Raw genomic sequence first — 14787 nt, 5'->3', positions numbered from 1 at the left:
GTAGGGATCTCACTTCGGGGCAGTCATCGACGCACCGCTCAGAACCGCATCTTGCAATTCGGTGCGGCGTGCGTCAGCCAACGCTACCAGGCCACGCTCGGACAGATAGCCGCCAGCTTCCAGCGCATCATCCGACATGTATTCCTCGATGAACTCGTCGAGGTTGGCAATGACACCACGATGGGCGTTCTTGACATAGAAGTAGAGCGGGCGGGACACCGGATAGGACTTGTCGGCGATGGTGTTCATATCCGGCTCGACGCCGTCGATCTTCACGCCCTTCAGGTTGTCGAGGTTCTCAAAAAGGAACGAGTAGCCGAAAATGCCGAGAGCGTTCGGATCGGCGTTCAGGCGCTGAACGATCAGATTGTCGTTCTCCCCGGCTTCAACAAACGGCCCGTCCACGCGCATACGCGAGCAGTTCTCTTCAACCCAGTCACCGTCGAAACCGCCATCCTTGACAAAGTCCAGCTCTTCACACCCGGCATGCATGGCCAATTCGACCCAGGCGTCACGCGTCCCAGAAGTCGGCGGCGGGCCGTATGCCAGAATCTCGACCGCAGGCAGATCGGGGTTGATCTCGTTCCACATCTTGTAGGGGTTGTCTGTCCACGCACCATCAACCGGCACCTGGGCGCCAAGCGCGAGATAGACTTCACCCAGGCTCAGGCTCCAATCAAAATCGTTGGCGCGCGACACGGCCATCGACAGGCCATCAAAACCGATCAGAGCTTCCGAGATCTCAGTCACGCCGTTCTGTTGGCAAAGCTCGTATTCCGAGGCCTTCATGGCACGCGACGCGCCGGTGATGTCGGGATGCTGTTCGCCGATACCGCCGCAGAAAATCTTCATGCCGCCACCGGTGCCGGTGGATTCGACGATCGGCGATGATGCGCCGGTATTGTTGGCAAATTGTTCGGCAACAGCCTGGGTGTACGGGAACACGGTGGAAGACCCCACAATGCGAATTTCGTCACGCGCGGCGGCGGTGGTGGCGAACACGCTGACAAATGTCAGCGCCGACACGGAAAGCTTGGTGAAAGACATACTATCTCCTGGTTGTCATTTCGGGCCGGAGCATTCGACCTCTGCCGTGTCGCTAGTGGGATTCTGTGATGCTTCTGCAAAGGTTTCATGACAGTTTTGCAACAACGCACCGGCAGATCTCTGGCGCATCGCTGACGCACCTCCCGGCGCTTTCATTGATAAGTGTTGGCACAACAGGCCAAACTGGCCAACGTATTGCCGTGTCAGGCTTCCCCAACGGCACATTCCTTCGCGAACACGCAAAACCCGCCGGGTTAGGTTGATTGCAATTCCCTGCGCCCGCGACTATCTCGTGAACCAACGAACCCGCGCTAAAAGAGGCGACTCAGCCCCATGAACTGGATCACCAACTACGTTCGCCCCCGGATCAACTCGATCTTTTCGCGTCGCGATACGCCGGAAAACCTGTGGCAGAAGTGCGATGAATGCGGCACGATGCTGTTTCACCGCGAGCTGACGGACAATCTCAACGTCTGCACCTCTTGCGGCCATCACATGGCAATCACCCCGCGCAACCGCTTCGCAGCCCTGTTTGATGGTGGCGTCTTCACCGAAGTAGCCGTGCCCGATGTTCCCGAAGACCCGCTCAAGTTCCGCGATCAGAAACGCTATCCCGACCGGATGAGAGCCGCCCAGAAAGCCACCGGCGAAAAAGAAGCGATGTTGGTGGTCGAAGGCGAAATAGGTCGCACCCCCATCGTCGCCGCAGCCCAGGATTTCGCCTTCATGGGCGGCTCGATGGGCATGTATGTCGGCAATGCCATCATCGCCGCCGCCGAACGCGCGGTAAAGCTAAAGCGCCCGCTCATCCTGTTCTCCGCCGCCGGTGGCGCGCGTATGCAGGAAGGCATCCTGTCGCTCATGCAGATGCCGCGCACCACCGTCGCCGTGCAGATGCTCAAAGAGGCCGGGCTGCCCTATATCGTGGTGCTCACCCATCCCACCACCGGCGGGGTGACTGCGTCTTATGCCATGCTGGGCGACATCCAGATCGCCGAGCCCAATGCGCTGATCTGCTTTGCCGGGCCGCGCGTCATCGAACAAACCCTTGGCGAACGACTACCCGAAGGGTTCCAACGCGCCGAGTATCTTCTCGATCACGGCATGCTCGACCGGGTCACACCGCGCCCGCAATTGCGTGACGAACTGATCTCGATCACCCGCATGCTGCTGGGCCTCGATCCCGCCATCGCCGGCGAGTTGCCCGCACCCGAGGCCGAGGCGGATACCGAAGCCGAGCCACAAGCCGCCGCCAAAGCGACGCCGCCTGAAAAGGAAGCGAAGCCGCCTGCCAAACCTGCCGCGAAAAAATGAACCCCGGCTCCGACGCCATCCTGGCCCGGATGATGGCGCTACACCCCAAGATCATCGACCTCACGCTTGATCGCATGTGGCGTCTGCTCGACGCATTGGGCAACCCCCAAAACGACTTGCCCCCGGTCATCCATATCGCTGGCACCAACGGCAAAGGTTCAACCCAGGCGATGATCCGCGCCGGGCTTGAAGGCTCGCGCCACCGCGTCCACGCCTATACCTCGCCACATCTCGCGCGTTTTCACGAACGCATCCGCCTCGCGGGCGATCTGATCGAAGAAAGCGCCCTCACCGCCGTGCTTGATGAATGCTACGCCGCAAACGAGAGCGGCAATATCACCTACTTCGAGATCACCACCTGCGCCGCCTTCCTCGCCATGGCCCGCACCCCGGCGGATTACACGATCCTCGAAGTCGGCCTCGGCGGGCGGCTCGACGCCACCAACGTGATCGAAAAACCCGCCCTCACCATCATTACACCGGTGTCAATCGACCACGAACAATATCTCGGCGACACGCTGGCCAAGATCGCCTTCGAGAAGGCCGGCATCCTCAAACGTGGTGTGCCTTGCGTCGTCGGCCCGCAACCGGATGAAGCGATGGAAGTGATCGAAGCCCGCGCCGCTGCTCTCGGCGCGCCGCTGATTGCCCAGGCCCAGCATTGGCACGCCTACGAGGAACGCGAACGCTTGATCTTTCAGGACGAAACCGGCCTTCTCGACCTGCCTTTGCCCGCACTACCCGGCGCGCATCAGATCGACAACGCCGGTGCCGCTTTGGCCGCCCTGCGCACGCTCAAAACCGGATCGCCCGAAGCTGCCATGCAAAACACTCATTGGCCCGCCCGCCTGCAACGCCTGCGCTCTGGCCCCCTCACCGACAGCGCGCCCGAAATCGAGCTTTGGCTCGATGGCGGCCACAACGCCGCCGCCGGTCAGGCCCTCGCGCGCCACCTCTCCGGCTTGCCCAAACGCCCGACGCATCTGATCTGCGGCATGCTCAATACCAAGGATATCGCAGGCTACCTGACCCCGATGGCGCCCCATATCCAGAGCCTCACCGCCGTGTCGATCCCCGGCGAGGCCGCCACCCTACCCGCCGAAGAAACCGCCAGCGCCGCCCGCACTTGCGGCATCCAAGCGCAAACCGCAGAAAACGTTCAAGCCGCCCTCACCTCCATCGCCACCCAAGATCCCCACGCGCGCGTGCTGATCTGTGGCTCACTCTACCTTGCCGGAATGGTCCTGCGTACAAACGCCTGATCTCCCCGTCTGCCCAAATTTTCCCAGATAATTCGATGTTTCATAGCGAATCACTTTATGTTGACTGATTCGCGGCGATTCGCCTATATCTGGGCATGAAGACGAAACGCGCCAGCCTGTAGCGTAATTGGCGCGTGAGTATTAGGGGACACGATTATGCAGCGCCTTTTGCGCCTCGCCGTCGCTATCGGCTTGTCCATCGCCACGCCCCTCGTCGCCCAGGAAGTCCAGATCACGCCCGACGTGGCATCGCGCAACATCGTGCTGAACGGCCACGAACTGATTATTGCGCGAATTCAGGACACTGCGCACCACCTCAACCCCGAATTGACCAAAACCTCGCGCCCCTGCCCGCCGTTCTGCATCTCTCCAGTGTCGGCAGCGCCCGGCGTGGCGACCATTGGCGAGCTCGAGGTGATGGATTTTCTCGAAACCAGCGTCGCCTCGAACCAAGGGCTTCTGATCGACAGCCGGGTGCCGGAATGGTTCCGCAAAGGCACGATCCCCGGCGCGGTCAACGTGCCGTTTTCCACGCTCGATGCCGCCAACCCCTACCGCGATGATATCCTCAAGGCGCTGGGCGCCCAGAAGTCCGATACCGAGTGGGATTTCTCCAACGCGCTGGCTCTGACCGTGTTTTGTAACGGACCATGGGACGCCCAAAGCGCACGCGCCGTCCAAAACCTGATACAGGCCGGTTACCCCCCCGAGAAAATCCAATATTATCGTGGTGGCATGCAGCTTTGGGCGCTGCTCGGGCTCACCATTCACCAACCAACAAGCTGAGCGATGGAGGACAAAAGCCCAATGCTTCGCATGTTCGTCATCGCCGGGGGCTTTCTGGCAATCACCCTCGCTTTGCTTGCTCTGCAACCGGGCACCCCGCCACAAGACGCATTCCTCCATGCTTCCGAACCTGACAGCTCAGATCGCGCGCCCTCCCCGGTCGTCAATCAGGTTCAGGTCAGCCGCGCTGAAAACGATCTCGACCTCGTGTCTACGCTTGGCACCACATCCGCCGCATCGCTCAATGCCTCCCCCCTCGGTTCCGCCATCGCCCAACCCTCCGCGCCCGCGCCCGAAGCTGGCAACGCGGACATGGCCACGCTCAGCGCCAGCGTGCTTTCCGGCCTTGGCAAATCCTCCCCGACCGCGCCCGCCACCGGCGAACCCGACGCGCTGCGCGACATGACCGCCGATGTGCTGGCCTCACTCACGGCCGCCCGCACACCTTCCCTGATACCCCAAGCCCGAAATCTCGAAGCGCTGATTGCCCAGGCCCTGCACCAGGGGCAGCCCGACGCCTATCTCGACGCCATTCTCAACGAAGCCGCCATAGCCGGGCAGATCACCGTGCCCGACGCGCTTCTCACCGACACCGGCAAGCTCGACACCGCCACGCTTCTGGCAACGCTGGTCACCAAATCCAAACCCGCCAATGACGCCGCGATCCCGCCCAAAACCTTCGCTGATGGCGCTGGCGTCGAGGTGCGCGTGGTCCAGCGCGCCGGGCAAACCATTCACTATAGTTTCTACACAGTTCAAAGCGGCGACAGCCTCGGCGCGATCGCGCACAAGTTTTACGGCGACGCGCGCCTCTACAAGACGATCTACGAGGCCAACCGCACTTTTCTTTCAACCCCCAACGCTATTCGCCCGGGTCAGCGCCTGACCATCCCCAACCCCGGCACATCCTGAAAGGCCGACACCCGAGCATCAAAACAACCAGGCAGGAATGACTGAGGGGCCGGTTCAACGGCCCCCTTTCATTTTTCTAACCTTTCAAATGCCCGTCGGATCAGCCTGCTGAGTCCTGCTCCGCACCCCAACCGTCCGACTGCATCTCCCGCAACCGACTCGCCGTGCGCTCAAACTCAAACGTGCCCTCGCCCTCGACATAGAGCATTTCCGGCTCCGACGCCGCACTGGCGATCAGCCGCACATCGGCCTCATACAAGGCATCAACCAATGTCACGAACCGCTTCGCCTCGTTGAAATTGCTGCGCGACAGGCGCGGGATCGCGTCGATCAACAGAACCTTGACCTCCTGCGCCAGCGCCAGGTAATCCCCCGGTCCCAGCATCCGACCGCAAAGGTCATAAAAACTCGCCCGCGCCACGCCATTGTGAAACCCGGGAATCTCCACCTCCCGGCCCTTCACCTTCAACACCAGCCGCTCACTCCTCCCGCCGGTGAGATCCTGCCAGATCGCATCCATCGCCGCCCGCGCCGCGCCATCATTGGGCGTGAAATAGACCGGCTGCCCCTCCAAACGATCCTGACGATAGTCGGTTGCGCTGGCCAACTCGCGCACCTCCATCTGCTCCTTCAACAGATCAATGAAGGGCAGAAACAACTGCCGGTTCAGCCCGTCTTTATAAAGCTCATCCGGTGCGCGGTTCGACGTGGTAACAATGGCAACACCCGCCCCAAGCAACGCCTCGAAAAGCCGCCCTACAATCATCGCATCGGTGATATCGCTGATCTGCATTTCGTCGAACGCAAGGCATCGCACGCTGTCAATCACCGCTCTCGCAGCGGGCATCAACGCATCTTCCACACCCTCCTTGCGCGCCTTGTGCATCGCCTCGTGAATCTCTTGCATGAAGCCATGAAAATGCACCCGCCGCACCGGAACATCGCCCAGACAATCGACAAACAAATCCATCAGCATCGACTTGCCGCGCCCAACCCCGCCCCAGAGGTATAGCCCGCGAACAGGCTCCACCTTGACCTTGCCGAACCAACCCTTTCTGACAGGTTTGGCAAGCGCCTGGCGCACCCGTTCCAACTCGGGCAAAACCGCCACCTGCGCCGGATCAGGCGTCAGCGTTCCCGCCGCCACGCGGGCGGCATATTCCTCGGCAATATCGCGCGTCATGTGGCCTTCTCTAGAAGTTTCAAGCGTGATTTGAAACTCGAACCTGAATTGAAACCGCCCCCAGTATTCTTTTCCGCCGGGCGTTTCCACATCCTGATAGGTTCGAGCAAAATGTCGAAACGCTTTAGCGCGGCTTTGCACAGAAGTGTAGAGCCGCTAAGCTTTTGCACATGACTGCAACGCTCAACATCCTGCGCAAGGGGCCAAAGAACGGCCCGCCCGTGCTTTTGGTCCATGGCGCGTGGCACGGCGCATGGTGCTGGCAGGGCAATTACCTCAATGCCTTCGCCGACGCTGGGTTCGACACCCATGCGCCCGACTTGCGCGGCCACGGGCAAAGCCCGCCGCGCAAAGCCATGCGCTGGAACCGGATCCGCGACTACGTCGATGATATCGCTTGCACGATTGCAGAGCTGCCCGCCCCGCCCATCGTCATCGGCCATTCCATGGGCGGGTTCATCATCCAACACCTGATGGCGCGAAACATCCCCCTGCGTGGCGCGGGCCTTCTCTGCGCCCTCCCGCATACCGGCGCGCTGGGTGTCGCGCTCAAAACCCTGCGCCGCACCCCGCTCACCCTGCTTCGCGTCCTTGCCCGCGCCTCTCTCTACCCGATGGTCCAGAACCCGCAGCATGCCGCCCAACTCTTTCTCGATCCGGATGCAACAGACGACGCCATCGCCGCCTTCCATCCCCGGCTGAGCGATGAAAGCTTCCTTGCCTTCCTCGATATGCTGGTATTGGCGCTGCCGCACAAACCCACGGCCTCGCCCTCGGTCTGTGTGGTCGGCGGCGCACTCGATCAGATCTTTCCACCCAAAACCCAGCACCGCCTCGCCCGCCGTTTTGACACTGCTGCACATATCATCCCCGACGCGCCGCATGACCTGATGCTGTCACGTCACTGGCAGGCAAGCGCACAGGTCTTTCTCGATTGGGCAAGAACCCTCCCCGAATAGGCGCGCGCGCCACGATCTTCCTCTGACCGAAAATATCCTCCGCGAAGCTTCCCGCAGGTGCCGCTTGGCAGCTCATTCAAAACCCAAGCCCCCGCCTTCGGGCGTCGGTCGTGGTTTGCCTGCAAACCGCGACCGGGGTGGGCGGGTGGGCGCGCGAAGGCGGGGGCGGCCATCCACCGCGCCGACCGCCGCATTAACCTTAACGGCGCGTTAGTCCATACGCTTGCGTATGTCATACGCATAGCAGCCAGACAGCAGCCGCAAATCACCCCACCTTCCGACACCGCGCGCCGCCGTTAACACAAGTTAACAAATCCTGATTTGACGCCGTCTGCATACGGGGTAAACCTTCTACCATTACAGGAGACGTTCATGCAGAAATCCGCCCCTCTTTTCACTCCCGTGTTGATCGTGGGGTGCGTGATCATCCTTGTTTCCTTCGCCATTCGTGCCAGCTTCGGTATTTTTCAGATCCCCATCGCCGAAGAATTCGGCTGGGCGCGAAGCGAGTTTTCCCTCGCCATCGCCTTGCAAAACCTGTTCTGGGGCATCGGCCAGCCGATTTTCGGCGCCTTGGCCGAAAAAATAGGTGACCGGCGCGCCATAATCATCGGCGCCCTGATCTATGCCGCAGGACTTGTGCTCAGCTCTTTCGCAGTCACACCAACCTCAATGCAACTCTATGAAATCCTTGTGGGTTTCGGCATCGCAGGCACGGGCTTCGGGGTCATTCTCGCGGTGGTGGGCCGTGCCGCCTCGGATGAAAACCGCTCGATGAGCCTTGCCATCGCCACTGCCGCAGGCTCCGGCGGTCAGGTCATCGGCGCACCGCTGGCCGAATACCTGCTCACCTTCTTCACTTGGCAATCGGTGTTCGTGATCTTTGCCGCAATGATCCTTGCTGTCCTTGTCACCCTGCCAATGATGCGCGGCCCCAAACCACCAGCAAGCCGCGCCGAGCTGGAAGAAAGCATGGGCTCCATCCTCAAGAAAGCCTTCCGCGATCCGTCCTACACATTGATTTTCCTCGGCTTTTTCTCCTGCGGCTATCAACTGGCCTTCATCACAGCGCATTTTCCGGCCCTGGTCACCGAGATGTGCGGCCCCCTCACATCGGGCGGTCTTTTGCATGGCTTGGGCATCACCACAACGTCGCGGCTCGGCGCGGTGGCAATCTCGCTAATCGGTCTGGCTAATATCGTCGGCACCCTGACTGCCGGTTGGCTGGGCAACCGGTATTCGAAAAAGTATTTGCTGGCAGGCATTTATACCGGTCGCACCCTCATCGCCGCCGCCTTCATTCTCGTGCCGATGACACCGGCAACGGTGCTTTTGTTCTCTGTTTCCATGGGGGCACTATGGCTGGCCACGGTGCCACTCACCTCCGGTCTCATCGCCCATATCTATGGGCTGCGCTACATGGGTACGCTCTACGGAATCGTCTTTTTCTCGCACCAGCTTGGCAGCTTCCTGGGGGTCTGGCTGGGCGGGCGGATGTATGACATCTACGGCAGCTATTCCGCCGTCTGGTGGGTCGGCGTCGCAATTGGTGCCTTCTCTGCCATCGTCCATCTTCCGGTCAAGGAACGCCGTTTGGTTCCGGCCTGAACCCAGCCTGCGCGCCGCGTTACCAGTTTGTTAAACCCTGCCTGTCAGAGTGCAACTTGTCACGAAAGCCACGCGTCGAGAATATAGCGACTTGTCATCAGATCAAGATGCGCGCCACCACCGTTCTTGGCGATGGTGATTTCGTCATCGCTTTGGCGCACATACGTCTCGGGCATGTAAAAGTCGGAGATAACATCGTCGCGCTTTAGCGCCCCGGATTTTAGCGGCTCGATCAACTCACCAATATGCGCGAGCGTTGTATCATAGCTGTCCACAAAAACCCGCGCGCGAGTCATGGCTTCATCATCGACTTCGCGCATATCCGGCCGATAAGCGCCAATAAGATCAAGGTGTTGCCCGGGTCGCAACCACGCCCCCTTGATCACCGGCTCGGACGACATCGTAGCAGTCACAATCACATCCGCCGCGCCCACCGCCGCTTCAAGATCACACGCCACAACCATTCCGGGGCACTGCGCCACCATCGCCTCCGCCCCCTCGGGCGATCGGTTCCACACGCTGAACCGCGCACCGGGAAAGAGTGCGCCATAAGCCTCAAACATCGACCGGCCCACCGTTCCAGCGCCCACGATCAGGAAGTCTTGCGCGCCCTCGCGCGCCAGTTTTGACGCGGAATAGAGACTGTCTCCGGCGGTCTTCCATTTCGTTACCAGATGAAAATCGACAATCGCTTCCAACGTGCCATCTTTGTCGGAATAGAGGTTCACCGCGCCGTTCACCATCGGCTTGCCCTGCCCCGGATTGCCGGGGAAAATGGTCGCGGTCTTGACCGCCTGACCCATCCCATCAATCCACGCTGCGCGCGACAAAAGCGTGTCCTTGCCACGATAAAGAAAGGTATCGCCAATCTCGGCCTTCGCCATCTCATGCCCAGCTTCAAACGCCTTCAACAAGCCCTGCCAGCTTAGCCTCGCCTCACCCTCAACAAAGGGAATCATTGGAATGCTCATCTCGTGGTGCTCCTCTGGCCTATCAACTTTCGCACTGCCTGCCACGTTCAGACGCGACGCGTCAAACCCTTGGCAAAGCAGCAATAATTGGCATCACCCTCGATACCGTAATTGTCTACCTCAGCCCCGCGCCAACGCCCGCAGCGTGGTTTCCAGAACATCAAGAAAGCGCGAGCGATCCGCCTTGCCAAAGCCCTTGCCGCCGCCTTGGCGGAACGGGTCGGCAGCACGAAGGTCGGTCATCAGATCACGCATCGCCAGCGCCTCGCGCACGTTGGCCTGGGTCAGACGCTCACCATTGTGCTTGAGCACCTGAGCCCCGGCCTCCACACATTTTGCCGCCAGCGGAATATCCCCTGTGATCACAACGTCTTGCGGCCCGCACCGTTCGGCAATCCACATATCGGCCTCATCCGGCCCGGCGGAAACGATTACCACCTCGACCAAAGGGTTCTGCGACATCCGCAGACCTCCGTTCGAGACAAGGAACATCTTCACCCCATGGCGCACCGCGACCCGCTCGACCTCGGCTTTGACGGGGCACGCATCCGCGTCGACATATATCATCCATCCGCCTTTTTCGTCAGTTGCCCCATCGCGGCGGTGGCCAGTCTTTGGCGCTCCCCCTGTGGCGCGCGTTCAAACGCGACGATGCTGTCATAGATGTGAATACCGCTTGTGCTGCGGGTAAAACCATCCGGTTCGACATCGCGAATATAGGTGGCGTGCAGTTGATCTATGCAGGTTTTCACCGTTTCCATGAAGCTGCCGTCGCGCCCCAGGCCGCCGCCAAACCGTGGAAAATAGCAGCAATGAAGATCTTCCAGAAGATAGACCCCATGGGGCGAAATCGCGGTGTAGAGATGCGAGAAAGTTGCGTTCAGGTGATCCATCTGATGGCTACCGTCGTCAAGCACAATGTCGAACTGGTAGCGTTCCAGAAGATCATCCAACACCTCTTCATCATCCTGCGAACCGATGACAATCTCGATGCCTTCCTCCTCAAATTTCTTGCATTTCGGATTGATATCGAGCCCGACAATCTGCGTTCCCGGCCCGAAATATTCCTTCCACATCTGAAGCGAACCACCTTTGAGCACACCTATTTCCAGCATCACCGGCGCTGTGCCACGAAACCGGGCAAAGTGCTTCTCGTAGATGTCGAAATAGTGCAGCCATTTGTAAATCTGGCGATCCCCGTTCGACAGGAAAATCTCGGCCAGACTGCGCAACTGGGGATCAGGCATAAAGCGCCTCCGCGTGGAACCCGACATGATCTTCCATGAAGGAGGATACGAAGAAATAGCTATGATCGTACCCCGGTTGCAGGCGCAGCGTGGCCTGCTGGCGCCGCGTGTTCACAGCCGCGGCAAAGGCTTCCGGCATCAACAGGTCGATGAATTGATCGCTCGTGCCGGTGTCGATCAGCATCGGCCCGTCAAAGCCTCCTTCACGCATCATCAGGGTGGCATCGTGGCGCGCCCAGAGGCCCTCATCATCGCCCAGATAGGCGGCAAGCTGTTTGCGGCCCCAATCGCTCGCCGTCGGGTGCGAGATCGGCGAAAACGCCGAGACCGAGCGAAAACGCCCCGGCAGACCCATCGCCAAAGTCAGCGCGCCATGCCCGCCCATCGAATGCCCGGTGATGGCTTGACGCTCCATATCCAGGGCAAATTCCTGCCCGATCAGCTTGGGCAATTCCTCGGCCACATAGTCCCACATCTGAAAATGCGGCGCCCAGGGTTTTTCAGTTGCATTGACATAAAAGCCCGCGCCCTGCCCCAGATCATAAGCTTCGTCATCCGCCACACCCTCGCCGCGCGGTGAGGTGTCGGGGAAGACCAGCGCGATGCCCTGCTCGGCCGCCCAACCCTGCGCTCCCGCCTTCACCATGGCGTTCTCATGCGTGCAGGTCAGGCCCGAGAGATACCAAAGCACCGGCACAGGCCCATCGCGCGCCTCTTCCGGCAAGAAAAGCGCGAAGGTCATCGGCCCGCCGCAGGCCTCTGATGCGTGCGTATAGACGCCTTGCGTCCCGCCGAAACACCTGTTTTCCGATACAGTTTCCATAGTCATGTTCCTTATTTTCAGGGCGCAAAGAGCCGCCTCGAACTGCCCTCGCTGGCTCAATCCGTGATGAACGTCGCCACCTCGTCCAGCGGTTTTTTCTTAAGCGCCTTGCCAGGTATCATTGCATCCTCGGCGGCATGGCCTACCGCAACGATCATGATCGGTTTTTCGTGCTCCGGTCGCCTACACACCCCGGTAAGAAACTTCATCGGATTGGGCGTGTGGGTCAGCGCATATAGCCCCGCCATATTCAGCGCCGCAATCAGAAACCCGCTGGCGATCCCAACGCTTTCAGGCACATAGTAATTCTTGAACCGTGTGCCGTCTTCGCGCAGCCCATAACGCTGCGCGAAGACAACGATCAGCCAAGGCGCGTCTTCCAAATGTGGCTTGGAAACGCCGGTTCCCATGGGCTCCAGCGCGCTCAGCCATTCGTCTCCTGCACCACCCGCATAGAACTTCGCTTCTTCCTCTTCGGCTGCCACCCTGATTTTCGCTTTCACTTCAGGATCGGAAATTGCCACAAAATGCCACGGCTGATGGTTGGCGCCACTCGGCGCTCCACCAGCGGTAAGGATGATCTCTTCGATCACCTCGCGCGAAACGCTGCGTGTGCTGAAATCCCGGATCGTGTGCCGCTCTGCCATGTCTTTACGAAAGGTTTTCGCGGCCTCCGTGACCTCTGCATCGCTGCGCTCAGGGCGCCGCGGCAGCGGAACTGGCTGATATCCTGGCAAGTCTTGCTGGCTCATCTTGGTCTCACTTGTGCTTTTGCGCGCGACCCTACCGCGCCACTCTCCCATAGTTCAAACGCAATCGTGGATTAGCGCGTGTATTGCCCGCGCACGCTGGTCACTTTTGTCTTTACCCCGAGGCATTCGGCGTGATCAGTAGAGCTGTGTCACCCAGGCGATGACCAAGGGGACCGACACAACGCTCAGCATGGTAGAAACAAGGATTACCGCCGAGACCCGATGTGGCGCTACGCCGTAATGCTGTGCCAGAATGAAGATGTTGCCCGCCACCGGCAACGCAGCGCATGAGATCATGACAGCCGCGGGGAACGGATCAAGAGGGAAAAGATAAAGCGCCGCCACGGCGACAAAAAGCGGGTGCAGAACCAGCTTGGCAAAGCTCAGCCACCCCGCTACGACCATCCGCTCAGCCGATTTGCTGGCCAGTGATGCACCGATGGCGAAAAGCGCACCAGGTGTTGCTGCGGCGCCCAAAAGGACAAGGAACTCTTCCACCGGCGTCGGGATCGGAATATGCAGCGCCGAAACCAGAAGACCCAGCGCCATCGACATGATCATCGGGTTTTTCAATAACCCCATACCCACTGTGCCCAGCACCGCAAAACTCATCCGGCCATCGCGCCCGCCCGTCACGACGATCACAATCAGAGAACCAAACACGATCAGGTCCATCGCCAGCACCATCATGAGCGGCCCCACCGCATCGGGGCCGAGCAACAGTGTCAGCATCGGGATCCCCAGGAAACCGACGTTGGCAATCACCGCGCATTGCGCCTCGATCGCTGCCTCCTCGGCTGGGCGTCCGCGCAAAAACGCCACCCCCATCGCCAGCCCATAGACACAACCCGACCCCCAGAGATAGGCTAGGATGAACCGCGGTTCCGCCACATCCGACAGCGACATATTTGAGGCGAAGCGAAATATCATCGCCGAGAGCGCAAAATAGAACACGAACTTGGTTAGATAGGCGGTCGCTTCCTCGGAAAAGAACTTCGTTCGCCCGGCGCCATATCCCAGCCCGATAAGAGCAAAAAACGGCACGGTCTTGAGGAATATCTCCAGCATGTAAATAGTGGTAGTGGGGCTGGGCGCCAGAGGCAATGGCCGTTATGGGAAGACATGTTCGACACCGTATTCCAACATATCCGCACCACCGCAAATGTCGGTGATCAGTCGTGTTGCCCGATGGATTATTTCGCTTTCGGGCGCACCACGGCGTTGGATTTCGGCCACGAGTTACCTGCTTGCCGACGCGCAATCTTTGGTGGCGGACAGGTGTTTCGCCAATCTGTCGATGCAGCTATCTATCATTCAGCCAAGGCGCAGGCCAAGGTGATCTGGGGTGTCGGCATCGACCGGACAGCCGCAAACTCCCTTCCCTTCGAAATTACCCGCGCCGTCTGTGCTCTGATCTCTTCGCGCAATGTGGACGTGCCGGGGTGTGAATACGTGCCATGCGTGTCAGCCATGTCACCGCTCTTTGACGCGCCCCCGCCACCCCGGCACGAGGTCGTGGCATTCCTGCATGCCCGAAAGTCCCATGGGCTAACTCTGCCACCCGGCATTCCCGCAATTACCAACCACCATATCGACCTGGCCGAGGCGATTGCCCATCTCGCCAACGGCGCAACCGTTGTTACCAATTCCTATCATGGTACCTATTGGGCGATGCTTCTGGGCCGCCGGGTTCTCTGCCTGCCGTTCTCGGGAAAATTTGATGGTTTCGCCGATCCGCCCGAGATGGCCACCACCGAGAACTGGCAATTGTCCCTTCCCCGTGCCCGACAACACCTCGGATTGCTCGACGACGCACGCGCCCGCAACCGTGACTTCTATGACAAGGTGATGAATCTGTAATCCGGCGCGGCTCGACATATGCCGACACGCGCGTTAGCACTTGGGCCGAAGAATGAGTCAATC

15 protein-coding genes are annotated in these 14787 nt (G+C 60.0%); 7 read left to right on the top strand and 8 right to left on the bottom strand.

Annotated elements, in window-relative coordinates; all coding sequences use genetic code 11:
- Positions 1-9: 9 nt before the first annotated feature.
- A complete protein-coding gene (locus tag LZG00_13000) occupies positions 10-1047 on the bottom strand; it encodes a substrate-binding domain-containing protein (GenBank protein ID MCF3594917.1) in 1038 nt (345 codons plus the stop codon).
- Between the two features lie 333 nt (positions 1048-1380).
- Between LZG00_13000 and accD the strand changes: the two genes are divergently transcribed.
- From accD to LZG00_12980, 4 genes are all read left to right on the top strand, one after another.
- Positions 1381-2361 carry an acetyl-CoA carboxylase, carboxyltransferase subunit beta gene (gene accD, locus LZG00_12995; GenBank protein ID MCF3594916.1) on the top strand — a complete coding sequence of 327 codons (981 nt, stop codon included), beginning with the start codon at positions 1381-1383 and terminating at the stop codon, positions 2359-2361.
- On the top strand, positions 2358-3623 hold the full coding sequence (locus tag LZG00_12990) for a bifunctional folylpolyglutamate synthase/dihydrofolate synthase (protein ID MCF3594915.1): 1266 nt from the start codon (positions 2358-2360) through the stop codon (positions 3621-3623). Before accD ends, LZG00_12990 begins: the two co-directional genes overlap by 4 nt.
- 156 nt (positions 3624-3779) lie before the next feature.
- Entirely contained in the window at positions 3780-4409 is a 630-nt protein-coding gene (locus LZG00_12985) for a rhodanese-like domain-containing protein (GenBank protein ID MCF3594914.1), read from the top strand.
- A gap of 21 nt (positions 4410-4430) precedes the next feature.
- Positions 4431-5321: a LysM peptidoglycan-binding domain-containing protein gene (locus tag LZG00_12980; GenBank protein ID MCF3594913.1), complete on the top strand. Its 891-nt coding sequence runs from the start codon at positions 4431-4433 to the stop codon at positions 5319-5321.
- 100 nt (positions 5322-5421) lie between these two features.
- Here LZG00_12980 and LZG00_12975 read toward each other — a convergent pair whose 3' ends face one another.
- Positions 5422-6504 (bottom strand): AFG1 family ATPase, encoded by a 1083-nt coding sequence (locus LZG00_12975; GenBank protein MCF3594912.1) that lies wholly within the window; start codon positions 6502-6504, stop codon positions 5422-5424.
- A gap of 170 nt (positions 6505-6674) precedes the next feature.
- Between LZG00_12975 and LZG00_12970 the strand changes: the two genes are divergently transcribed.
- Positions 6675-7463 carry a lysophospholipase gene (locus LZG00_12970; protein MCF3594911.1) on the top strand — a complete coding sequence of 263 codons (789 nt, stop codon included), beginning with the start codon at positions 6675-6677 and terminating at the stop codon, positions 7461-7463.
- Between the two features lie 372 nt (positions 7464-7835).
- Complete coding sequence (locus LZG00_12965) at positions 7836-9071, top strand: MFS transporter (protein MCF3594910.1); 1236 nt, start codon at positions 7836-7838, stop codon at positions 9069-9071.
- 59 nt (positions 9072-9130) lie between these two features.
- Here the strand turns inward: LZG00_12965 and LZG00_12960 are convergent, their stop codons facing one another.
- From LZG00_12960 to LZG00_12935, 6 genes are all read right to left on the bottom strand, one after another.
- Entirely contained in the window at positions 9131-10042 is a 912-nt protein-coding gene (locus LZG00_12960; GenBank protein ID MCF3594909.1) for an ornithine cyclodeaminase, read from the bottom strand.
- 120 nt (positions 10043-10162) lie between these two features.
- The gene (locus LZG00_12955) at positions 10163-10609 is read right to left on the bottom strand and encodes a YaiI/YqxD family protein (protein ID MCF3594908.1); all 447 of its coding nucleotides are present in this window, start codon (positions 10607-10609) and stop codon (positions 10163-10165) included.
- Positions 10606-11289: a class I SAM-dependent methyltransferase gene (locus tag LZG00_12950; GenBank protein ID MCF3594907.1), complete on the bottom strand. Its 684-nt coding sequence runs from the start codon at positions 11287-11289 to the stop codon at positions 10606-10608. Before LZG00_12950 ends, LZG00_12955 begins: the two co-directional genes overlap by 4 nt.
- Positions 11282-12112: an S-formylglutathione hydrolase gene (gene fghA / locus LZG00_12945; GenBank protein MCF3594906.1), complete on the bottom strand. Its 831-nt coding sequence runs from the start codon at positions 12110-12112 to the stop codon at positions 11282-11284. The genes LZG00_12950 and fghA overlap by 8 nt, the downstream gene beginning before the upstream one ends.
- Positions 12113-12168: 56 nt before the next feature.
- Positions 12169-12864: a nitroreductase family protein gene (locus tag LZG00_12940; GenBank protein MCF3594905.1), complete on the bottom strand. Its 696-nt coding sequence runs from the start codon at positions 12862-12864 to the stop codon at positions 12169-12171.
- Between the two features lie 135 nt (positions 12865-12999).
- The gene (locus LZG00_12935) at positions 13000-13932 is read right to left on the bottom strand and encodes an AEC family transporter (GenBank protein MCF3594904.1); all 933 of its coding nucleotides are present in this window, start codon (positions 13930-13932) and stop codon (positions 13000-13002) included.
- A gap of 54 nt (positions 13933-13986) precedes the next feature.
- Between LZG00_12935 and LZG00_12930 the strand changes: the two genes are divergently transcribed.
- Positions 13987-14724, top strand: coding sequence for a hypothetical protein (locus LZG00_12930; protein MCF3594903.1), 738 nt, complete (start codon positions 13987-13989; stop codon positions 14722-14724).
- Positions 14725-14787: the final 63 nt, after the last annotated feature.

Source organism: Rhodobacteraceae bacterium LMO-JJ12, assembly GCA_021555075.1.
Lineage (GTDB): Bacteria > Pseudomonadota > Alphaproteobacteria > Rhodobacterales > Rhodobacteraceae > JAKGBX01.
Note: the sequence above shows the minus strand (reverse complement) of the source record. Positions and strands in the feature narration are given on the sequence as shown.